This is a genomic window from Streptomyces sp. NPDC085931 (assembly GCF_044540565.1).
Lineage (GTDB): Bacteria > Actinomycetota > Actinomycetes > Streptomycetales > Streptomycetaceae > Streptomyces.
In genome coordinates, this window is sequence record NZ_JBITSK010000005.1 from 338,746 (window position 1) to 360,403 (window position 21,658).

Consider the following 21,658-nt stretch of genomic DNA (forward strand, 5'->3'; position numbering starts at 1 on the left):
AAGCTAGGTCACGGTCGAGGCGTTGTACGAAGGGGCGGTAAAGGTGAGCGCGAGCGGCACGGCCGCGGCCGGACAGGTCGAGCACATGCTGCGCCAGGTCACGCCCGGGCGCTACGACGCCTACGAGGCACTCCTGCGCGCGCTCGCCACCCCGCACACCGGCCAGATCTGGATGCTCCTGTGGCACGGCCAGGCCGGCTCCCCGGACGCCCAGTACGGAAACATGGAGGTCGACGGCTACGGCTACGCGCCCTGCGTGACCTCCGCGCAGGAGCTGTCGGCCAGCGGCTGGAACCGCTCCTACGAGGTGGTCGACGGCGTCGACGTGGCCCGCGCCCTCTACCCCGACCACTACGGCCTCTGGCTCAACCCGCACGCCCCGGGCGGCGGCGTCGGCATCCCCTGGCTCGACCTGCGCAGAATCGCCACGGGCCTGGACCGCCAGCCCGCCGGACCGCTGCGGCTGTCCGAACCCGCCATCGAGGTCCCGCAGTTCTACGCCCTGCTCGCGCAGAACGCCCACCGCACCCCGGCCGTCCGCGCGCTGCGCCGCGCCTGGGTGCAGCCCGCGCTCGGCGCGCCGTACCTCGCCATCGGACTGGAGGTGTACGACACCTCGCCGCCGGCCGTGGACTCCGTGCGCGCGATGATGCAGCAGTCCCTCGGCGCCGTCCCGGACGGACTGCCCGTCTCCACCGTCGCGATGTCCGACGAACACGACCCGGTCGCCATGTGGCTGCGGGCGAACGCCCGCCCCTTCTACGACCGCGAGGCCCACGCCACGGCCCCCGTCCAGGCCCCCGCGTCCGGCTACGGATACCCGCCCGCCCAGGGCAGGTTCTGAGCCGTCCGGCACCCCTGCCGAGGCCGGTTTCCCACCCCCGCGCGAAGACGAGGAAAGTTCAGCTCTTCGCGCGTAGATAAGGGTGAGATGCTCAGGTACGTCCTAAAATGCCCCTAGCTCGACGCGTCCGACCCCTGTTACCCGTCGTCCGGATAACGGAACCCCCCAGACAGCATCACGTTTACGCATCCTTTCACCGCCAAGTCTGGCAACTGATCGCCAAAGCGTTGAAGACTCCCGGCAAGACACGGGCCGGCAGGTCGCGTGTACGAGACAAACAAAACCGCTACAGCGGCAGCCAGGGGCTAGGCGATCGCCGGCCCGAGAGGGGTCAATCGCACCGTGACCGCACCGATCGAGACCACCGGGGCGGAAGCCGGAGCACAGCCCGAGGCCGTGCTCTCCGGGGTCAAGAAGAGCCAGATCGAGGGGCGCTCGCTCACCCAGATCGCCTGGATGCGCTTCAAGCGGGACAAGGTGGCGATGGCCGGCGGCGTCATCGTCGTCCTGCTCGTGCTGATGGCGGTGTTCTCCAAGCCGATCCAGTGGATCTTCGACCTCGATCCCAACAAGTTCAACCAGGACCTGATCGACCCCGCGCTGCTCGCCCCCAAGGGCGGCTGGGGCGGCATGAGTTGGGACCACCCGCTCGGCGTGGACCCGCAGTACGGCCGCGACATGCTCGCCCGCATCATCGACGGCTCCTGGGTCTCCCTGCTGGTCGCCGGCGGCGCCACGCTGCTGTCCGTGTGCATCGGCACCGTGCTCGGTGTGATCGCCGGCTACTACGGCGGCTGGGTCGACAGCGTCATCAGCCGGCTGATGGACACCTTCCTGGCGTTCCCGCTGCTGCTGTTCGCCATCTCGATCTCCGCCTCCGTGCAGGACGGGTTCTTCGGTCTCGACGGCCTGTCCCTGCGCATCTGCGTGCTGATCTTCGTGATCGGCTTCTTCAGCTGGCCGTACATCGGCCGCATCGTGCGGGCGCAGACCATGACCCTGCGCAAGCGGGAGTTCATCGAGGCCTCCACGAGCCTCGGGGCGCGCGGCCCGTACATCCTGTTCCGGGAGCTCCTCCCGAACCTCGTCGCGCCGATCCTCGTCTACTCGACGCTGATCATCCCGACGAACATCCTGTTCGAGGCCGCGCTGAGCTTCCTCGGCGTCGGTATCGCTCCGCCGCAGGCCTCCTGGGGAGGCATGCTCAGCAACGCTGTGGATCTCTACACGGCTGATCCGCAGTACATGTTCGTGCCCGGACTGGCGATCTTCATCACCGTCCTGGCCTTCAACCTGCTGGGTGACGGGCTGCGTGACGCCCTCGACCCTCGCAGCAAGTGATCCATCGAATGAGGGGGCTTCCTCAGGTGAAGACGAGAAGGGTGACCGCCGGCGTTGCGTCGGTCCTGGCACTGTCGCTGGGTGCTGCCGCGTGCGGCGGCGGCGGTGACGACAACGACGGGGGAGGCAGCGGCAAGAAGGACGCCGCGCTGAACTCGATCGTCAACGCGTCGGACAAGAAGGGAGGGACGGTCACGTACGAGCACTCGGACGTGCCGGACTCCCTCGACCCGGGCAACACGTACTACGGCTGGGTGCAGAACTTCTCCCGCCTCTACGGCCGGACGCTCACCACGTTCAAGCCGGCGGCGGGCAAGGAAGGCCTGGAGGTCGTGCCGGACCTCGCCGAGTCCCTCGGCAAGTCCAGCCCGGACGCCAAGACCTGGACGTACAAGCTGCGTACCGGAGTGAAGTTCCAGGACGGCACCCCGGTGACGTCCAAGGACGTCAAGTACGCCATCGAGCGCTCCAACTTCGCGCCCGAGGCGCTGTCCAACGGCCCGACGTACTTCAAGGCCTACCTGGAGGGCGGCGACAAGTACAAGGGTCCCTACAAGGACAAGTCGGCCGACGGCATCAAGTCCATCGAGACGCCGGACGACCGCACGATCGTCTTCAAGCTGAAGCAGCCCTTCGCCGACTTCGACTACCTGGCGACGTTCTCGCAGACGGCGCCCGTGCCGAAGGCGAAGGACACCGGCGCGAAGTACGTGCAGGCGATCCAGTCCTCCGGCCCGTACCAGTTCCAGTCCTACGAGGAGGGCCGCGGCGCCACCCTCGTGCGCAACAAGCAGTGGGACCCGAAGACGGACCCGATCCGCAAGGCCCTGCCGGACAAGATCACGATCAAGTTCAAGGTCAACCCGGTCACGGTCGACAACAACCTGATCTCCGACAAGATCACGGCTGACGCGGCCGGCACCGGTGTGCAGCCGCAGACCCAGCCCAAGGTCCTGCGCGGCAAGCTCGCCAACCAGACGGACGGCTCCTACGCGGGCGCCACGCAGTACATCGCGCTCAACGTCAACGTGAAGCCGTTCGACAACGAGCACTGCCGCAAGGCCGTCCAGTGGGGTCTGGACAAGCAGTCCGTCCTGGACGCGATGGGCGGTTCGCCGAAGGGCGACGTGGCGACCACGCTGCTGCCGCCGTCGGTCAACGGCTACACCAAGTTCGACACCTACGCGACCGACGGTCACAAGGGTGACGTCGCCAAGGCCAAGGCCGAGCTGAAGGCCTGCGGCCAGCCGAACGGCTTCAACACGATCCTCACGGCCCGCTCGGACCGGCCCGCCGAGGTCGCGGCCGCCACGGCCGTCCAGGCGTCGCTGAAGAAGATCGGCATCAACATCGAGATCAAGCAGTTCCCCTCCGGCAAGTACTTCTCCAACTTCGCCGGTGTCCCGTCCTACGTCCACGAGAACAAGCTCGGCATGCTCTCGATGGCGTGGGGTGCCGACTGGCCGACCGGCTACGGCTTCCTCGACCAGATCATCAACGGTGCCGCCATCAAGCCCTCCGGCGGCAACAACCTGATGGAGCTGGACGACCCGAAGATCAACAAGGCCCTGACGGACGCGATCGCCAACACCGACGACGCCGCCCGCACCAAGGCCTGGGGCGACATCGACAAGATGGTCCTCGACAACGCCTCGGTCGTCCCGCTGATCTACCGCAAGAACCTGCTGCTGCGGCCCACGTCCGCGACCAACGTCACGGTCACGCAGGCCTACCTCGGCATGTACGACTACCTGCTGATGAGCTCCGCGAAGTAAGTCAGCAGGCCGGATCCTTTCGAAAGGCAGGTGAAGGCACCGGGTGGGCGCGGGGGGCCCCCCCCCCCCCCCCCCCCCCCGCCGGGCCCCCGGGGGGGGGGGCGCCCCCCCCCCCCCGCCCCCCACCCGGGGCCGTACAGCTGTGGCTGCGTACATCCTCCGACGCGTCATGGGCGCGGTGCTGTTGCTGCTGGTGGTCAGCGCAGTCACCTTCGCCATCTTCTTCCTGGTGCCCCGTCTCGGGGGCCAGACGGCCGACCAGTTGGCCACCCAGTACGTCGGCAAGGACGCGAACCCCGAGTCCGTCGCCGCGATCAAGAAGAACCTGGGACTGGATCAGCCCGTCTACGAGCAGTTCTGGAACTTCGTCAAGGGCCTCGTGGCGGGTGCCGACTACCGGTTCGGTCCCGAGGCGACGCACTGCAGCGCACCCTGCTTCGGGTACTCCTTCAAGAGCCACATCGAGGTGTGGCCGCAGTTGGAGCAGCGGATCCCGGTCTCCTTCTCGCTGGCCGTCGGCGCGGCGGTGATCTGGGTGATCTCCGGTGTGACGACCGGTGTCATCTCGGCCCTGCGCAAGGGCCGGCCCATCGACCGCATCTCCATGTTCATCGCGCTCGCCGGCGTCTCGCTGCCGATCTTCTTCACCGGCCAGATCCTGCTCGCGCTGTTCGTCTACGAGATCCCCGTCTGGGACAGCATCGACTACGTCCCCTTCACCCAGAACCCCGCCGAATGGGCCTGGCATCTGATGCTGCCCTGGATCAGCCTCGCCTTCCTCTTCTCCGCGCTCTACGCCCGGCTCACCCGGGCGGGCATGCTGGAGACGATGAGCGAGGACTACATCAGAACGGCCAGGGCCAAGGGTCTGAAGGAGACCACGGTCGTGACCAAGCACGGCCTGCGCTCCGCGCTCACCCCGATCGTCACCATCTTCGGCATGGACTTCGGCACCCTCGTCGGCACCGCGGTGCTCACCGAGACCGTGTTCTCCCTCCAGGGCATCGGCGCCTACTCGGTCCAGGCCATCAAGGACAACGACCTGCCCATCGTGATGGGCGTGACCCTGGTCGCCGCGTTCTTCATCGTCTTCTGCAACTTGATCGTCGACCTGGTGTACGCCGCCATCGACCCCCGGGTGAGGTACTCGTGAGCAAGCTCGACAAAGCCGCGCTCGGCGAACCGGACACCACCGCCCCGTCCGTCCCGGACGACGTGTTCCTGTCCGTCCGCGATCTGCGCATCCACTTCGACACCGACGACGGCCTGGTCAAGTCCGTCGACGGCGTCAGCTTCGACGTGCGCAAGGGCAAGACCCTGGGCATCGTGGGCGAGTCCGGCTCCGGCAAGTCCGTCACCTCCCTCGGTGTGATGGGCCTGCACCGCTCGGCGCGCGCCCACGTCTCCGGCGAGGTCTGGCTGGACGGCCAGGAGCTGATCGCGGCCGACCCCGACGACGTACGGCGGCTGCGGGGCCGGAAGATGGCCATGATCTTCCAGGACCCGCTGTCGGCGATGCACCCCTACTACACGGTGGGGCAGCAGATCGTCGAGGCATACCGCGTCCACCACGACGTCAGCAAGAAGGTCGCCAAGCAGCGCGCGATCGAGATGCTCGACCGGGTCGGCATCCCCGAGCCCGCCAAGCGCGTGGACGGCTACCCGCACGAGTTCTCCGGCGGCATGCGCCAGCGGGCCATGATCGCCATGGCCCTGGTGAACAACCCCGAGCTGCTCATCGCGGACGAGCCGACCACCGCGCTGGACGTGACCGTGCAGGCGCAGATCCTGGACCTGATCCACGATCTGCAGAAGGAGTTCGGCTCCGCGGTCATCATGATCACCCACGACCTGGGCGTGGTCGCCGAGATGGCCGACGACCTGCTGGTCATGTACGGCGGCCGGTGCGTGGAGCGCGGTCCCGCCGAGGACGTCTTCTCCGCTCCCCGCCACCCCTACACCTGGGGCCTGCTCGGCTCGATGCCGCGGCTGGACCGCGAGGAGACCGACCGGCTCATCCCGATCAAGGGCGCGCCGCCCTCCCTGATCAACCTCCCGTCCGGCTGCGCCTTCCACCCGCGCTGCCCGTACGCGGACATCCCGAAGGACAACGTCACCCGCACGGTCCGCCCCGAGCTGACCGAGGTCGGCGGCTCGCACTGGGCCGCCTGCCACTTGAGCCAGGAGCAGCGGGAGCGTATCTGGACCGAAGAGATTGCGCCGAAGCTGTGAGCGACGACAAAACGGTGAGCGAACCGGACACCAGCGGCAGCACCCTCACCCAGGACACCACCGCCGACGGCGAGATCCTGCTGAAGGTGACCGGCCTGCAGAAGCACTTCCCGATCCGCAAGGGCCTGCTCCAGCGGCAGACCGGCGCGGTCCGGGCCGTCGACGGCATCGACTTCGAGGTCCGCAAGGGCGAGACGCTCGGCGTCGTCGGCGAGTCGGGCTGCGGCAAGTCCACCATGGGCCGGCTGATCACCCGGCTGCTCGAACCGACTGGCGGCACGGTCGAGTTCGAGGGCAAGGACATCACGCACCTGAAGACCGGCGAGCTGCGCCCCATGCGCCGCGACGTCCAGATGATCTTCCAGGACCCGTACTCCTCGCTGAACCCCCGGCACACGATCGGCACGATCGTCGGCGCCCCCTTCCGGCTCCAGGGCGTCCAGCCCGAGGGCGGCGTGAAGAAGGAGGTCCAGCGGCTGCTGTCGGTGGTCGGCCTCAACCCCGAGCACTACAACCGCTATCCGCACGAGTTCTCCGGCGGTCAGCGCCAGCGCATCGGCATCGCCCGCGCGCTCGCGCTCAACCCCAAGCTCGTGGTGGCCGACGAGCCGGTCTCCGCGCTGGACGTGTCGATCCAGGCCCAGGTGGTGAACCTGCTGGACGACCTCCAGCAGGAACTCGGCCTGACGTACGTGATCATCGCGCACGACCTGTCGGTGGTCCGGCACGTGTCCGACCGGATCGCGGTGATGTACCTGGGCAAGATCGTCGAGCTGGCCGACCGCGACAAGCTCTACAAGTCGCCGATGCACCCGTACTCCAAGGCCCTGCTGTCGGCCGTGCCGATCCCGGACCCCAAGCGCCGGGGCGTCAAGAGCGAGCGGATCCTGCTCAAGGGCGACGTGCCCTCGCCGATCGCCCCGCCGAGCGGCTGCCGCTTCCACACCCGGTGCTGGAAGGCCACGCAGATCTGCAAGACGACCGAGCCGCCGCTGGTGGAGCTGCGGGCCGGGCAGCGCGTCGCCTGCCACCACCCGGAGAACTTCGAGGACCAGCAGCCGCAGGACACCGAGCTGCTGTCCTCGGCCAAGGAGGCCGCCGCGGCGAACGGCGCCACCGCCCCCGTGGCGAAGTGACTCCGCCCGAGCCCCCGCCCTCGCACATCAGGGCGGGGGCTCACCCGTGGGGGAAAATGCACGGGTGCTCCAGCAACTGTTCAGTCCGTCCGTCCAGCACACGCTCGACCTGATCGGCATCTTCGTCTTCGCGATCTCCGGCGCCCTGCTGGCCGTGCGCAAGAACTTCGACGTGTTCGGCATGGCCGTCCTCGCCGAGGTGACCGCGCTGGGCGGCGGGCTCTTCCGCGACCTGGTCATCGGGGCCGTGCCGCCCGCCGCGTTCACGGACCTGGGGTACTTCCTCACCCCGCTGCTCGCCACGCTCCTGGTGTTCTTCCTGCACCCGCAGGTGGAACGCATCCAGGTCGCCGTGAACGTCTTCGACGCGGCCGGCCTCGGCCTATTCTGCGTCGCCGGCACGATCAAGGCGTACGAGTACGGGCTCGGCCTGACCGCCTCGGCCGGCCTGGGCCTGACCACCGCGGTCGGCGGCGGTGTGCTGCGGGACGTCCTCGCCAACGAGGTGCCCTCCCTGCTGCGCTGGGACCGCGACCTGTACGCGGTCCCGGCGATCGTCGGCTCCGCCCTGGTCGCCCTGTGCATCCGCTACGACGCCCTGAACCCGTTCACCAGCGCCCTCGCGGTGATCACGGCCTTCGTGCTGCGCCTGCTGGCGATGCGGTTCCACTGGCGAGCTCCGCGGGCCTGGCACCGGCGGTCGACGGTGAGCGAGGAGGAGCAGCCCGTCCTGCCGTGACGGGCCAGGAGCCCGTCTGCTGCGTCAGCCAGGCGAAGGCCGGCACGATCTGCGGCCGCCACAGCGCCATGGTGTGCCCGCCGGCGCTCTTCGGGATGTACACCACGTGCACGGTGGTCGGGGCCTTCGCGATCCGCTCCAGGGCCACGCCCGCCTCGTAGCCGTCCTGCGGCTGGCCGGAGAGGTAGAGCGCGATCCGCGGCGGGACGGGGGCCCGGCGCAGCAGCAGGCGGGGGTTGTTCGCGTCGCGCAGCGCGGGGGTCCGCGCGGCGAGCGAGTCGCGCTCGCCGATGGGGTCGTTGTAGCCGGACAGGCTCACGGCGGCCCGGTAGCGGTCGGGGTGGGCGACGGCGAGCTTGGCCGCGCAGTGCGCCCCGGCCGAGTAGCCGGCGACGGACCAGCCCTCGGGGGCGGGCCGGGCGCGGAAGTTGTCCATGACCATTCTCGGCACGTCGAGACTCAGCCAGCTGTCGGCGTTGACCGTGCCCGGCACGTTGGCGCAGCCGGTGTCCACTCCGGCCAGCAGGTTGGTGCGGGGCGCGACCAGGATGAAGGGGGCGATGCGGCCGTCGCGCATCAAGGGCTCCAGCTGCTCGTGCGCGTGCAGCGGGCCGAACCAGGCCTTGGCCGAGCCGGGGTAGCCGGGCAGCAGCTCCACGACGGGGAACCGGTGGTGCCGGTAGGCGGGGTCGTCGTACTGGGGCGGGAGCCAGACGTACACCTCGGCGTTCACGCCGGACACCCGTCCCTCGAGCCGGGTGACCCGCACTCCGCCGGCCGCGCGCATCCCCGGTCCGGCGGCGGGTTCGAAGCTCTGCCGGACCGGGGGCAGCCGCCGCAGGGCGATACCGCCGGTGCCGTCGGCGCCCAGGTCCGGCGCCCGTTCCACGTGGTCACCGGTGCCGAGCAGGTCGGCCCAGTCGTCGTAGAGGCCGTTGGCGTTGTTGACCAGGGTGAAGACCAGTGCCACGGCCGTCCCCTGGGCGAACAGGAGCATCAGCGTCCGGGCCGCCGCCCGCAGGAGGCGGGGGCCGCGGACCCGTGACCAGAGGGTCAGCGGCAGCGCGAGGGCCACGACGGAGAGCACGATCAGCGCGCTGAGGAACGGGGTCCCGGTGAGGCTCATGCCCCTACAGAGGGCGCAACCGGCCGCGGGGTTGACCGGACGAGTCGGGCACTTACCAAGAAGTTGCCCATGTCTCACCCGGTCCGCGCGCCGGACGGACAGCAAAGCTACCGCTTAGTAGTCACTTCTTGTACTGTTCAGCCATGCCTGAAACAGCCTCCGCACCGGCCGTCCGGGCCACGATCGGCGACAGCGAGTTCGACCGCGACACCGCGCTCACCCGCCGCGCGCCCGGCGTCTACGACATCGACCTCTCCGCCGGCTGGACGATCATCAGCGCCGTCAACGGCGGCTACCTGCTGGCCGTCCTCGGCCGGGCGCTCGCGGACGCCCTGCCGCACGCCGACCCGTTCACGATCTCGGCGCACTACCTGACCGCGTCCCAGCCCGGCCCGGCGGTCGTCCGCACGGACGTCGTCCGCACCGGCCGCACCCTGTCCACCGGCCAGGCCTCGCTGTTCCAGTACGACGACGAGGGCCGCGAGGTCGAACGCATCCGCGTCCTCGCCTCCTACGGCGACCTGGACGCCCTGCCTGACGACGTCCGCACCACGGCCCGGCCGCCCGCGATTCCGCCGATGGAGCACTGCTTCGGCCCCGAGGACGGGCCGGCTCCGGTGGAGGGCAGCTCGGCCATCACCGACCGGCTGATGCTCAGGCTCGACCCGTCGACGCTGGGCTGGGCCCTCGGCCGGCCCTCCGGCAAGGGCGAGATGCGGGCCTGGTTCGGCCTCAAGGACGGCCGCGACCCCGACCCGCTCTCCCTGCTGCTCGCGGTGGACGCGCTGCCGCCGACCGCCTTCGAACTCGGCCTGAAGGGCTGGGTGCCGACCGTCGAGCTGACCGTGCACGTGCGGTGCCGTCCGGCGCCGGGCCCGCTGCGCGTGTCGATCACCACGCGCAACCTCGCCGGCGGCTTCCTGGAGGAGGACGCGGAGGTGTGGGACAGCGCGGACCGGCTGGTGGTCCAGTCCCGCCAGCTGGCCCGCGTCCGGCTCGGCTGAGCGGCTCGGCTGACCGGCTCGGCTGACCGGCTCGGCTGCGACGGGTCGGTCGCGGGGCGGCCCGCGCGGAGGGGTCCCGCCGGTGCGCGGTGGGGCCGGAAGACGTCAGGGGCGGTGCGCTCGGGCATGAGCGCACCGCCCCTCGGGTGTCGTGGGGTACGGCTCAGTCCAGCCAGTGGTGACGCCCGAGGCCGATCAGCCGCAGCTGACGGGTCGCCACCCGGGCGACCTCCCGCCGCCGCTCCTCGCGTGCCTCCGGCGGCCCTTCCAGCGCCTCCAGGAAGAGCGACGCCGTGATCAGCATCTGGTCGACGTACAGGTGCGCCAGCATCAGCAGGTCGTCCTCGCTCCAGCCCCGCGACACCGGGTCCTTGGCCAGCTCGTCCCTGACCTCCCCGGCGAACCGGGACAGTTGGTCCCGTATGGCCTCCCGCACCGGCTGGACTCCGCCGTGCCGTTCCCGTGCGATGAAGCGGACGTGTGCGGGGTACCCGTCGACGTGACGGGCGATCAACTCGATGGCGCGCGCGATGCGTTCCTCCTGGTCACCCGTGCCGGACACCGTCGTCCGGATCATCGGGTGAAGGCTGCCCAGCGCCTCCTCGACCAGGGCCACGCCCAGGTCCGCCGTGGAGCGGAAGTGGCGGTAGAAGGCGGTCGGGGCGACACCGACGGCGCGGGTGACCTCGCGCAGCCCGAGGCTGCTCAGGCTCTGCTCCTCCAGCAGCCCCAGGGCCGCGTCCAGGAGTGCCTGCCGGGTCTTCTGCTTCTGGGCCTGCCGGATGCCGAGGGTGTGACTCATACCATGCAGTTAACAACTGTTCTCTGGAATTGAAAAGTCATGAGAGCCGCTAGACTGGGAAGTCAGTGAACAACTGTAACTACAACCGTTCACCAGAACTTCTGGGGGCTGTTTCCCATGCTGTTCATCGTCGCCGCACTCCTGCTGCTGGGGTTCATGCTGGGCACCGTGGCCCACGCGCCGCTCGGCTTCTCCCTCGTCACCGGCGCCGTCATCGCCGTCTGGCTCGGCGTCTTCGCGCTGCGCGAGCGCAACCGCCGCCGCCATCCGCAGGCCCACTGACCACCGCACCTTCCGACCCGGGAGTCGATCACCATGCAGCTCACCGCTCCGGCCTCGCGCCGCACCGGCATCCGCGACACCGACGGCATGGCCGTCGCGTCCTTCGTCCTCGGCCTGCTCGGCCTGCTGGTCCTCAACGTCTTCCTCGGCCCGATCGCCATCGTGCTGGCGAGCGTCGCCCTGTGGCGCGGCACCGAGCGCCGCGGCCGCGCCCTGCTCGGTCTGGGCCTGGGCGTCGCCGACCTGCTGGTCCTGGCCGCCTTCGTGCAGTCCGACAGCACGCTCTCCTGGAGCTTGTGAGCCGCCGTCGGCCGACCACGCGCCGGTGAGCCGCGGCCGGGCCCGGGGACGACGGGCCGCCGCAGCGCCGTCCGGCCGTTCGCCTTCGGCCGGCCTTGATCCCGGGTCCGCCCGAGGGGAGCCGTAGAATCGGGCTCACCATGGCTTACCTCGACCACGCCGCGACCACCCCGATGCTCCCGGAGGCGGTTGAGGCGTTCACCGCCCAGCTGGGTGCCACCGGCAACGCGTCCTCCCTCCACGCATCCGGCCGGCAGGCCCGCCGCACCGTCGAGGAGGCCCGCGAGACCCTCGCCGAAGCCCTCGGCGCACGCCCCAGCGAGGTCGTCTTCACCTCGGGCGGCACGGAGGCCGACAACCTCGCCGTCAAGGGCCTGTACTGGTCACGCCGCGACGCCGACCCGGCCCGCACCCGCGTCCTCGCCAGCCCCGTCGAGCACCACGCGGTCCTCGACGCCGTGCACTGGCTCGGCGAACACGAGGGCGCCACCATCGAGTACCTGCCGGTCGACGCCCACGGCCGGGTCCACCCGGACACCCTGCGCGAGGCCATCGCCCGCAACCCCGGCGACGTGGCCCTCGCCACCGTCATGTGGGCGAACAACGAGATCGGGACGATCCTGCCGATCCGTGAACTGGCCGACGTCGCCGCCGAGTTCGGGGTTCCGCTGCATTCGGACGCGGTTCAGGCCTTCGGCCAGGTCCCCGTGGACTTCAGCGCATCCGGCCTCGCCGCGATGACCGTCTCCGGCCACAAGATCGGCGGCCCCTACGGCATCGGCGCGCTGCTCCTCGGCCGCGAGTACACCCCCGTGCCCGTCCTGCACGGCGGCGGCCAGGAGCGGCACGTGCGCTCCGGCACCCTGGACGTGCCCGCCATCGCCTCCTTCGCCGTCGCCGGGCGGCTGGCCGCCGAGCAGCGCGAGTGGTTCGCCCGGGAGATCGGCGCCCTGCGCGACGCCCTGGTGGCCGCCGTCCGCTCGGCCGTGCCCGACGCGATCCTCGGCGGCGACCCGGATCCCGGGGGGCGCCTTCCGGCCAACGCGCACTTCACCTTCCCCGGCTGCGAGGGCGACTCCCTGCTGCTCCTGCTCGACGCCCAGGGCATCGAGTGCTCCACCGGCTCCGCGTGCACCGCCGGCGTCGCCCAGCCCAGCCACGTCCTCCTCGCCACCGGTACCGACCCCGACCTGGCCCGCGGCACCCTGCGCTTCTCCCTCGGCCACACCTCCACCGAGGCCGACATCGAGGCCCTGGCCAAGGCCATCGGCCCGGCCGTGGAACGGGCCCGGGCGGCGGGGCTGACGTAACGCCCGGCGCGTACGCACCCGGGCGCGCGGCGGTCCGCGTGCGCCCCTGCCGGGGGCCGGGCCCGGGCGGGGAGACCGGCCGGCGGGGGCCGGTCAGGCGGGCGTCGTACGGGCCCGGCGCACCAGCCGCAGGTACTTGTCCCAGTCCCAGTGCGGCCCCGGGTCCGTGTGGTCCGTGCCCGGGACCTCCACGTGGCCGATGATGTGCTCGCGGTCCACGGGGATGCCGTACCGCGCGCATATCCGGGCGGTCAGCCGCGCCGAGGCCTCGTACATCTCGTCCGTGAGGTCCTGCGGGCGGTCCACGAAGCCCTCGTGCTCGATGCCCACACTGCGCTCGTTGTAGTCGCGGTTGCCCGCGTGGTACGCCACGTCCAGCTCGCGGATCATCTGCGTCACGTGCCCGTCCTGGCGGACGATGTAGTGCGTGGCCGCCTGGTGCCCCGGGTCCCGGAAGGCCTTCACCGCGCTGTCGAAGCTGCCCTGCGTGACATGGACGATCACCATGTCTATGCCGAAGTCGTCGGGCCGGTCCGCACGCCGCCAGTTCGCCTCCGAGGCCGCCACCCAGCGCGCCCCCGCGAAGTCGACCTCGCCCTCCGTGCGCGGCTTCTCCACGCCCGGGGTGCGCCACCACAGCCGCGCCAGCTCGTCCCGGGCCAGCACGGCCGTGCCCGCCGCGGCCGCCGCACCGCCGATCAGCAACGCGCGGCGCCCGACCTTCCGGTCGCCGTCCCTCGATGCCTTCCGCTCTCCCATGTGATCGTCAACGGATACCCGCCGGTCCTGGTTCCCGCGCCCCCTTACCCTGGAGGGGTTATGACTGACACCCCGCAGCGCCCCCGCCCCCTCCGCGTCCTGGCCGCCATGTCCGGCGGCGTCGACTCCGCCGTCGCCGCCGCCCGCGCGGCCGAGGCGGGCCACGACGTGACCGGCGTCCACCTCGCGCTCTCCGCCAACCCGCAGTCCTTCCGCACGGGCGCGCGGGGCTGCTGCACCATCGAGGACTCACGCGACGCCCGCCGCGCCGCCGACGTCATCGGCATCCCGTTCTACGTGTGGGACCTCGCCGACCGCTTCCGCGAGGACGTCGTGGAGGACTTCGTCGCCGAGTACGAGGCCGGCCGCACGCCCAACCCCTGCCTGCGCTGCAACGAGAAGATCAAGTTCGCCGCGCTGCTCGACAAGGCCCTCGCGCTCGGCTTCGACGCGGTCTGCACGGGCCACTACGCCAAGGTGATCGTCCGCGAGGACGGCACCCGCGAACTGCACCGCGCCTCCGACCTGGCCAAGGACCAGTCGTACGTCCTCGGCGTGCTCGACGACCGGCAGCTCGCCCACGCGCTGTTCCCGCTCGGCGACACGGTCACCACCAAGGACGAGATCCGCGCCGAGGCCGAGCGCCGGGGCCTGGCGGTCGCCAAGAAGCCCGACTCCCACGACATCTGCTTCATCGCCGACGGCGACACCCAGGGCTTCCTGGCGCAGCGCCTGGGCAAGGCCGAGGGCGACATCGTCGACGAGTCCGGCGCGAAGCTCGGCACGCACGAGGGCGCGTACGGCTTCACCATCGGCCAGCGCAAGGGCCTGCGCATCGGCACCCCGGCCCCCGACGGCAAGCCGCGCTACGTGCTCGACATCTCCCCGGTCACCAACACGGTCACCGTCGGCCCCGCCGCCGCGCTGGACGTCACCGCCCTGACCGCGATCAGGCCGCGCTGGTGCGGCGCGGCCCCCACCGGCCCCGGCACGTACACGGCCCAGCTGCGCGCCCACGGCGGCGAGACCGAGGTGACCGCCGAGGTCGTCGACGGCTCCCTGGAGGTCTCCTTCGCCGAGCCGGTCCGCGGCGTCGCCCCCGGCCAGGCGATCGTCCTGTACGACGGCACGCGCGTGGTGGGCTCGGCGACGATCGCGTCGACCGTGCGGGCGACGGCGGGCGTCGCCTGACCCCGGCCCCGCCCCCGCCCGAAAGCGGCTCCACGCGCGCGTGGAGCCGTACACGGGCCGCTCAGCCCCGGCTGAAGAACTCCGTCAGCACCGGCGCCAGCACGTTCGGCTCCACCATGTGCGTCTGCCCCTGCAGCGTGCGGTACGACCCGTCCGGGACGCAGTCCGCGATGGCCCGGGCCGCCTCGCGCAGCCAGGCCGGGCTCGCGTCGCCCGCCACCGCCAGGGCCGGCACACCGACCGAGGCCAGCCGCTCCCGGGGGACCCGGCCGTCCCCCATGACGGCGTCGTCGTAGGCGAGGCTCGGGGCGAGCGTCTCCATGCCCGCCCACATGGGGGACTGACGGGCGCTGCGGATCACGCTCTCGGCCAGGCCGGTCAGCCGCAGGAACAGCTCCACCGCGTCCCCGCGCCGCCCCTCGCCGAGCGCCTCCGTCAGCTCCCGGGTGTACTCCGCGCGCTCCTTCGCGCCCTCCTCCGACATCGCGAACGGCGTCTCGTACACGGCCACGCGCCGCACCGGCAGCCCGCTCGCCGCCGCCTCCAGGGCGAGCGCGCCACCGGAGGAGATGCCGTACAGCAACGCCTCGCCGCCCACCGCCTCGATCACCGCCGCCAGGTCCTCGATCTCCCGCTCCACCGCGTAGGGCGCGGTGTCGCCGCTGGCACCGCGGCCCCTGCGGTCGTAGACGACGGCCTGGAAGCGCTCCGACAGCGACACGGCCAGGGGCGCCAGCGTGCCGCCCGTCGACATCGCGCCGCTCACCAGGACGACCGCGGGGCCCCGGCCGGTGCTCTCGTAGGCGATGCGGGTGCCGTCGCGCGAAAACGTCTTCTTGTCCATGCCTGTCGAGACTGCCGCACGGCACGGTGTTCCTGGGTGAGGCGGGCCGTGCGTCAGCCGATCACGTGACGTCCACGTCGTAGAAGCACAGGTGGTCCTTGATCCCGGCGACGTCCGGCTTGGGGTCCGGATACGCCCAGACGAGGTCGGCCGCCCCCGGCAGCGACCAGTAGGACGCGGTGCCCTTGAAGGGGCAGTACGTCCGCGTGCCGGACGGGGTCAGCAGGTCGAGGCGCACGTCCTCCGGCGGGATGTAGTACCGGTCGGGACAGCCCGTCTCGCGCAGCAGCAGCGACCGGTCGCTCTCCGCGAGGACCTGCCCGTCGCGCACCACGCGCACGTGCCGCTCGCTCCGTTCGACGGTGATGCGGTGCCCTGTCGTCACGATCGCCCTCCTCGGGTAGCCGGCTCCTGCGATACAGCGCAGTCTGAAGCCGAGTTCTTCCCCCGCCGCAGGAGGCCCCGATGCGCGCCACGGAACCGGCCAGGAACCGCAGCAGCCTGGTCCACCAGCTCCGGTACGCCCTGCGCCACCCGGAACGGGTGCCCGCGCACGCCCGGCGGCTCCTGCGGGACGCCCTGCTGCGGCTGCGCCACCGCGACCACATCGCCTACTACCGGGCCGTGATGGCCTCGGACGCGGCGCGCAGCGCGGAGGCGGCGGTGGGGCACAGCCCCTCGCGCGAGGCGTGGACGCGGATCGGGCGCATGCAGTTCGAGTACCTGCTGGGACACGGTCTGCGGCCGCACCACCGCATGCTGGACATCGGCTGCGGCAACCTGCGGGCCGGCCGGCTGTTCATCGACCACCTCGACACCGGCCACTACTACGGCATCGACATCTCGCCGCACATCCTGCTCGCCGCCCAGGACACCCTCGTCGCCGACAAGCTCCAGGCCAAGCTGCCGTACCTCGCCCTCGCCGACGACCTGACCTTCGACTTCCTGCCCGACGCGCATTTCGACGTCGTGCACGCGCACAGCGTCTTCTCGCACTCGCCGCTGCCCGTCATCGAGGAGTGCTTCGCGCACGTGGGGCGGATCCTCGCGCCCGGCGGGTTCTTCGACTTCACCTTCGATCGCACCGAGGGCGAGGAGCACCAGGTGCTGCACGAGGACTTCTACTACCGGACGCGGACCCTGACCGACCTCGCCGCGCGGCACGGCCTGGCCGCCCGGTTCATGGACGACTGGGAGCGGCTGCCGCACCGCCAGTCCAAAATGCGCCTCACCGCGGCCCCCGACCGGGCCCGTACGGTGGGTCCATGAACATCTGTGTCTTCCTCTCCGCCGCCGACCTCGACGAGCGCTACACCCGCCCCGCGCGGGAGTTCGCCGAACTGCTCGGCAAGGGCGGCCACACCCTCGTGTGGGGCGGCTCCGACGTCGGCCTGATGAAGGTCGTCGCCGACGGCGTGCAGGAGGCGGGCGGCCGGCTCGCCGGTGTCTCCGTGCGGTTCCTCGCCGCCAAGGCCCGCCCGGGCGTCGACGAGATGGTCATCGCCGAGGACCTCGCCGAGCGCAAGCGGCTCCTGCTGGAGAAGGCCGACGCGGTGGTCGTCATGGTCGGCGGCACGGGCACGCTCGACGAGGCGACGGAGATCCTGGAACTGAAGAAGCACGGGCACACCGACAAGCCGGTGGTCCTGCTCAACACCGCGGGCTTCTACGACGGCCTCAAGGAGCAGTTCCGCCGCATGGAGGACGAGGGCTTCCTGCCCCGCCCGCTGGCGGACCTGGTGTTCTTCGCGGAGGAGCCGGTCGGGGCGCTGGCCTACCTGGAGGAGAGCCGGGGCATCGCCTGAACGGCCCTGATGCGAGCATGGCGGGCATGGCTACTCATGTGATCACCGGGGCCGGATCCGGCATCGGCGCGGCCGTGGCCCGCCGTCTGCACGCGCGCGGGGACGACCTCGTGCTGCACGCGCGCGACGCCGCCCGCGCCAAGGAGCTGGCGGCCGGCTTCCCCGGCGCCAGGACCCTGGTCGGCGACCTGGCGGATCCCGACAAGCTCTCCTGGGCCTTCTCCCACCAGTCCCTGCCCGACCGGGTGGACTCGCTGCTGCACATCGCCGGGGTCGTCGACCTCGGCCCGGTCGGCGAGCTCACCCCGAAGACCTGGCGCCACCAGCTCAACGTCAACCTCGTCGCCCCCGCCGAGCTGACCCGCCACTTCCTGCCCCAGCTGCGCGCCGCCCGCGGCCACGTGCTCTTCGTCAACTCCGGCGCCGGCCTCAACGCCCACGCCGACTGGTCCGCCTACGCCGCCTCCAAGCACGGCCTGAAGGCCCTCGCCGACGCGCTGCGCCACGAGGAGCACGGCAACGGGGTACGGGTCACCTCGGTCTACCCCGGCCGCACGGCCTCCCCCATGCAGGCCAAGGTCCACCAGCAGGAGGGCAAGGAGTACGACGCCTCGCAGTGGATCGACCCCGAGTCGGTGGCCACGACGATCCTGATGGCCCTGGACCTGCCGCGCGACGCCGAGGTCAACGACCTGACGGTGCGGCCGGGCGCCTGACGGTGCGGCCGGGCGCCTGACCCCGGCGGCCGGTTCACTAGGCTGTTGCGGTGAGCGAAAACAGCCAGTTCAGGTTCGGTGCGGCCACCGGTGTCGGCTCCCTGCCCGGAGGTGACGCCCGGGAGGCCGCCAGGACCGCCACCGGATCCTTCGAGGACTTCCCCTTCCTGCCCGAACTGCCCGCCCGGGGCCCGGGCGCGGACATGATCGGCCGGACCGCCGGGATGCTCGTCGAGCTGTACGCGCGCGTGGAGCCCAGCGGCTGGCGGCTCGGCGACCGGCCCGGGCGGGACACCAGGCGGGCCCGCTCCTGGCTCGGCGAGGACCTCGACGCGCTGGAGGAGTTCACGCAGGAGTATCAGGGGCCGCTGAAGGTCCAGGCCGTCGGCCCCTGGACCCTCGCCGCCGGCCTGGAGCTGCGCAACGGCGAGGCGGCCCTGTCCGACGCCGGTGCCTGCCGCGACCTGGCCGCCTCCCTCGCCGAGGGACTGCGCCAGCACCTCGCCGAGGTGCGGCGGCGCGTCCCGGGCGCGCAGCTCGTGCTCCAGCTCGACGAGCCGTCCCTCACCGCCGTGCTGCGCGGCCGGGTGAAGACCGCCAGCGGTTACCGCACCCACCGGGCCGTCGACCGGCAGATCGCCGAGCAGACGCTGCGCGACCTGGTCGGAACGCATCCCGACGGCCCGGTCGTCGTCCACTCCTGCGCCCCGGACGTCCCGTTCGCCCTGCTGCGGCGGGCGGGGGCGGCGGCCGTCTCGTTCGACTTCTCCCTGCTCACCGAGCGTGACGACGAGGCGATCGGTGAGGCGGTGGAGGGCGGCACCCGCCTCTTCGCCGGTGTCGTCCCGTCCGCGGAGGGCCCATTGTCAGACCCTGCCGGTAGCGTCATGGGTGTCAGGACGCTGTGGCGCAGGCTGGGGCTGTCTCCGGGGCTTCTCGCGGAGGCGGTCACGCTCACCCCGGCGTGCGGACTCGCGGGGGTCTCCCCGGGGTACGCGCGCCAGGCTCTCGCCCACTGTGTCAGGGCGGCGAGATCCCTCGCGGACAACCCAGAGTAACGGGAGGACGACACGGTGGCCGGCGACAAGCAAGCGGAGACGACGACGGTGCCCGCCGAGGCACGGGAGAAGCACGCGCGCCTCGCGGAGCAGATCGAGGAGCACCGCTTCCGCTACTACGTGAAGGACGCTCCGGTCGTCAGCGACGCGGAGTTCGACCAGTTGCTGCGGTCCCTGGAGGCGCTGGAGGAGGAGCACCCGGAGCTGCGCACGCCGGACTCACCGACCCAGAAGGTCTCCGGGTCCTACGAGACGGAGTTCACGGCGGTCGCCCACCGCGAGCGCATGCTCTCGCTGGACAACACGTTCAACGACGACGACCTCGCCGCCTGGTTCGAACGCATCGCCCGTGAACTGGGCGAGCAGGACTACCACTTCCTGTGCGAGCTGAAGGTCGACGGCCTCGCCGTGAACCTCACCTACGAGCGCGGCCGCCTCACGCGCGCGGCGACCCGCGGCGACGGCCGCACCGGCGAGGACATCACACCGAACGTGCGCACGATCGCGGAGATCCCCGACCGCCTCAAGGGCGACGCCGTCCCCGACCTGGTGGAGATCCGCGGCGAGGTCTACTTCCCGATGGAGAAGTTCCAGGAGCTCAACGCCCGGCTGGTGGAGGCCGGCGACAAGCCCTTCGCCAACCCGCGCAACGCGGCCGCCGGTTCCCTGCGCCAGAAGGACCCCCGTGTCACCGCCACCCGCCCCCTGCACATGGTGGTCCACGGCATCGGCGCCCTGGAGGGCTTCACCGGCCTGACCCGCCTCTCCCAGGCCTACGACCTGCTCAAGACCTGGGGGCTGCCCACCTCCCGGCACAACAGGGTGGTCGACGGCCTGGACGGCGTGCGGGAGTTCATCGCCCACTTCGGCGAGAACCGCCACTCCGTGGAGCACGAGATCGACGGGGCGGTCGTCAAGCTCGACGAGATCCCCCTCCAGGGCCGCCTCGGCTCCACCTCGCGCGCCCCGCGCTGGGCCATCGCGTACAAGTACGCCCCGGAGGAGGTCAACACCAAGCTCGTGAACATCCGCGTGGGCGTGGGCCGTACGGGCCGGGTCACCCCGTACGCCCAGGTCGAGCCGGTCACGGTCGCCGGCTCCGAGGTCGAGTTCGCCACGCTGCACAACCAGGACGTGGTCAAGGCCAAGGGCGTCCTCATCGGGGACACGGTGGTGCTGCGCAAGGCCGGTGACGTCATCCCGGAGATCCTCGGCCCCGTCGCCGACCTGCGCGACGGCAGCGAGCGCGAGTTCGTCATGCCGAGCGAGTGCCCCGAGTGCGGCACGCCGCTGCGGCCGATGAAGGAGGGCGACGTCGACCTGCGCTGCCCCAACGCCCGTACGTGCCCGGCTCAGTTGCGCGAGCGCCTGTTCTACCTCGCCGGGCGCAAGGCGCTGGACATCGAGCACTTCGGCTATGTCGCCGCGGCCGCCCTCACGGCCCCGCTGGAGCCGCAGACCCCGCCGCTGGCGGACGAGGGCGACCTGTTCGACCTCACCGTCGAACAGCTGCTGCCCATCAAGGCGTACGTCCTCGACCAGGACAGCGGCCTGCCCAAGCGCGACCCGAAGACCGGCGAGGAGAAGGTCGCGACGGTTTTCGCCAACCAGCAGGGCGAGCCCCGCAAGAACGCGCTCGCCATGCTGGAGAACATCGCCGCGGCCAAGGAGCGCCCCCTGGCCCGTATCCTCACCAGCCTGTCGATCCGTCACGTCGGGCCGGTCGCGGCCGAGGCCCTGGCCCGCGAGTTCCGCTCGATCGAGCGGATCGAGCAGGCCACGGAGGAGGAGCTGGCGGGCACCGAGGGCGTCGGGCCGATCATCGCCGCCTCCCTCAAGCAGTGGTTCGCCGAGGACTGGCACCGCGACATCATCCGCAAGTGGAAGGCCGCGGGCGTCCGCATGGAGGCGGAGAGCACCGGCGAGGACGAGGGGCCGCGCCCGCTCGAAGGCCTCACGGTCGTCGTGACGGGCACCCTCGAACACTTCACGCGGGACGGCGCCAAGGAGGCCCTGCAGAGCCGCGGGGCGAAGGTGACCGGCTCCGTTTCGAAGAAGACGTCGTTCGTCGTCGTCGGGGACAGCCCCGGATCGAAGTACGACAAGGCGATGCAGCTGAAGGTTCCGGTTCTGAACGAGGACGGCTTCGGGGTCCTGCTGGAACAGGGGCCCGAAGCGGCGGCCGAAGTCGCCCTTTCGTCCGAGGAGTAGCGGTTGAAGGCCACCCGTTCGGCGCATACCAGATGCATACGGGTGGCCGGGGCGCATTCGGGCAACCGCCGGCGACCGCTGCCCGTGGAAGCCTTCTGCGGCCTAGTGTTGAGATGTGCGCCTGCCGTGCCCAGCTGCGGTCGGGGCATCTTCGTGCTCGCGCGGAGTGCGGGGAAGGGTTTT

Annotated in this window: 22 protein-coding genes; 17 read left to right on the top strand and 5 right to left on the bottom strand. The window is 71.2% G+C overall.

The window, feature by feature from the left end:
• Positions 1–43 precede the first annotated feature (43 nt).
• The 7 genes from ACIGAN_RS12695 to ACIGAN_RS12725 all read left to right on the top strand — a co-directional run bounded on the left by ACIGAN_RS12695 (position 44) and on the right by ACIGAN_RS12725 (position 8,067).
• A complete protein-coding gene (locus ACIGAN_RS12695) occupies positions 44–844 on the top strand; it encodes an enhanced serine sensitivity protein SseB C-terminal domain-containing protein (protein WP_365096553.1) in 801 nt (266 codons plus the stop codon).
• A 342-nt stretch (positions 845–1,186) separates the two neighbouring features.
• Positions 1,187–2,185: an ABC transporter permease gene (locus tag ACIGAN_RS12700; protein WP_365735826.1), complete on the top strand. Its 999-nt coding sequence runs from the start codon at positions 1,187–1,189 to the stop codon at positions 2,183–2,185.
• Between the two features lie 8 nt (positions 2,186–2,193).
• Positions 2,194–3,960 (top strand): ABC transporter substrate-binding protein, encoded by a 1,767-nt coding sequence (locus ACIGAN_RS12705; protein ID WP_365096548.1) that lies wholly within the window; start codon positions 2,194–2,196, stop codon positions 3,958–3,960.
• A gap of 142 nt (positions 3,961–4,102) precedes the next feature.
• Entirely contained in the window at positions 4,103–5,113 is a 1,011-nt protein-coding gene (locus ACIGAN_RS12710) for an ABC transporter permease (protein ID WP_365096545.1), read from the top strand.
• Complete coding sequence (locus ACIGAN_RS12715; protein ID WP_365096542.1) at positions 5,110–6,192, top strand: ABC transporter ATP-binding protein; 1,083 nt, start codon at positions 5,110–5,112, stop codon at positions 6,190–6,192. The genes ACIGAN_RS12710 and ACIGAN_RS12715 overlap by 4 nt, the downstream gene beginning before the upstream one ends.
• The gene (locus ACIGAN_RS12720) at positions 6,189–7,328 is read left to right on the top strand and encodes an ABC transporter ATP-binding protein (protein WP_399857107.1); all 1,140 of its coding nucleotides are present in this window, start codon (positions 6,189–6,191) and stop codon (positions 7,326–7,328) included. Before ACIGAN_RS12715 ends, ACIGAN_RS12720 begins: the two co-directional genes overlap by 4 nt.
• A 64-nt stretch (positions 7,329–7,392) precedes the next feature.
• On the top strand, positions 7,393–8,067 hold the full coding sequence (locus tag ACIGAN_RS12725; protein WP_094056288.1) for a trimeric intracellular cation channel family protein: 675 nt from the start codon (positions 7,393–7,395) through the stop codon (positions 8,065–8,067).
• On the opposite strand, the gene ACIGAN_RS12730 is transcribed toward ACIGAN_RS12725, so the two are convergent.
• Positions 7,958–9,193 carry an alpha/beta hydrolase gene (locus ACIGAN_RS12730; RefSeq protein ID WP_399857109.1) on the bottom strand — a complete coding sequence of 412 codons (1,236 nt, stop codon included), beginning with the start codon at positions 9,191–9,193 and terminating at the stop codon, positions 7,958–7,960. The genes ACIGAN_RS12725 and ACIGAN_RS12730 overlap by 110 nt on opposite strands.
• A 143-nt stretch (positions 9,194–9,336) precedes the next feature.
• On the opposite strand from ACIGAN_RS12730, the gene ACIGAN_RS12735 reads away from it, so the two are divergent.
• Positions 9,337–10,197: a thioesterase family protein gene (locus ACIGAN_RS12735; protein ID WP_399857111.1), complete on the top strand. Its 861-nt coding sequence runs from the start codon at positions 9,337–9,339 to the stop codon at positions 10,195–10,197.
• Between the two features lie 163 nt (positions 10,198–10,360).
• On the opposite strand, the gene ACIGAN_RS12740 is transcribed toward ACIGAN_RS12735, so the two are convergent.
• The gene (locus ACIGAN_RS12740; RefSeq protein WP_399857113.1) at positions 10,361–10,999 is read right to left on the bottom strand and encodes a TetR family transcriptional regulator; all 639 of its coding nucleotides are present in this window, start codon (positions 10,997–10,999) and stop codon (positions 10,361–10,363) included.
• Between the two features lie 117 nt (positions 11,000–11,116).
• Between ACIGAN_RS12740 and ACIGAN_RS12745 the strand changes: the two genes are divergently transcribed.
• The 3 genes from ACIGAN_RS12745 (at position 11,117) to ACIGAN_RS12755 (ending at position 12,891) form a co-directional block, all read left to right on the top strand.
• Positions 11,117–11,281, top strand: a complete 165-nt coding sequence (locus ACIGAN_RS12745; RefSeq protein WP_365096529.1) for a hypothetical protein — start codon at positions 11,117–11,119, stop codon at positions 11,279–11,281.
• Between the two features lie 33 nt (positions 11,282–11,314).
• Positions 11,315–11,581: a DUF4190 domain-containing protein gene (locus ACIGAN_RS12750; RefSeq protein ID WP_365735815.1), complete on the top strand. Its 267-nt coding sequence runs from the start codon at positions 11,315–11,317 to the stop codon at positions 11,579–11,581.
• 140 nt (positions 11,582–11,721) lie between these two features.
• Complete coding sequence (locus ACIGAN_RS12755; protein WP_365735814.1) at positions 11,722–12,891, top strand: cysteine desulfurase family protein; 1,170 nt, start codon at positions 11,722–11,724, stop codon at positions 12,889–12,891.
• A gap of 93 nt (positions 12,892–12,984) precedes the next feature.
• On the opposite strand, the gene ACIGAN_RS12760 is transcribed toward ACIGAN_RS12755, so the two are convergent.
• Positions 12,985–13,650, bottom strand: a complete 666-nt coding sequence (locus ACIGAN_RS12760) for an N-acetylmuramoyl-L-alanine amidase (RefSeq protein ID WP_399857116.1) — start codon at positions 13,648–13,650, stop codon at positions 12,985–12,987.
• 60 nt (positions 13,651–13,710) lie between these two features.
• On the opposite strand from ACIGAN_RS12760, the gene mnmA reads away from it, so the two are divergent.
• Positions 13,711–14,841: a tRNA 2-thiouridine(34) synthase MnmA gene (mnmA, locus tag ACIGAN_RS12765; protein WP_399857118.1), complete on the top strand. Its 1,131-nt coding sequence runs from the start codon at positions 13,711–13,713 to the stop codon at positions 14,839–14,841.
• 61 nt (positions 14,842–14,902) lie between these two features.
• On the opposite strand, the gene ACIGAN_RS12770 is transcribed toward mnmA, so the two are convergent.
• Entirely contained in the window at positions 14,903–15,685 is a 783-nt protein-coding gene (locus ACIGAN_RS12770; protein ID WP_365735809.1) for an alpha/beta fold hydrolase, read from the bottom strand.
• A gap of 61 nt (positions 15,686–15,746) precedes the next feature.
• Positions 15,747–16,070: a DUF427 domain-containing protein gene (locus ACIGAN_RS12775; protein WP_399857120.1), complete on the bottom strand. Its 324-nt coding sequence runs from the start codon at positions 16,068–16,070 to the stop codon at positions 15,747–15,749.
• Between the two features lie 80 nt (positions 16,071–16,150).
• Here ACIGAN_RS12775 and ACIGAN_RS12780 point away from each other — a divergent pair, with 80 nt between their 5' ends.
• Genes ACIGAN_RS12780 through ligA form a run of 5 tightly spaced genes read left to right on the top strand, consistent with a single transcriptional unit; the run spans position 16,151 to position 21,475 of the window.
• The gene (locus ACIGAN_RS12780) at positions 16,151–16,954 is read left to right on the top strand and encodes a class I SAM-dependent DNA methyltransferase (RefSeq protein ID WP_365735805.1); all 804 of its coding nucleotides are present in this window, start codon (positions 16,151–16,153) and stop codon (positions 16,952–16,954) included.
• Positions 16,951–17,490, top strand: coding sequence for an LOG family protein (locus ACIGAN_RS12785; protein ID WP_399857122.1), 540 nt, complete (start codon positions 16,951–16,953; stop codon positions 17,488–17,490). The genes ACIGAN_RS12780 and ACIGAN_RS12785 overlap by 4 nt, the downstream gene beginning before the upstream one ends.
• 26 nt (positions 17,491–17,516) lie before the next feature.
• The gene (locus tag ACIGAN_RS12790) at positions 17,517–18,206 is read left to right on the top strand and encodes an SDR family oxidoreductase (protein ID WP_365096503.1); all 690 of its coding nucleotides are present in this window, start codon (positions 17,517–17,519) and stop codon (positions 18,204–18,206) included.
• Between the two features lie 50 nt (positions 18,207–18,256).
• Positions 18,257–19,264, top strand: a complete 1,008-nt coding sequence (locus ACIGAN_RS12795) for a methionine synthase (protein ID WP_365735801.1) — start codon at positions 18,257–18,259, stop codon at positions 19,262–19,264.
• Between the two features lie 15 nt (positions 19,265–19,279).
• On the top strand, positions 19,280–21,475 hold the full coding sequence (gene ligA / locus ACIGAN_RS12800) for an NAD-dependent DNA ligase LigA (protein WP_399857124.1): 2,196 nt from the start codon (positions 19,280–19,282) through the stop codon (positions 21,473–21,475).
• The last annotated feature ends 183 nt before the right edge of the window (positions 21,476–21,658 follow it).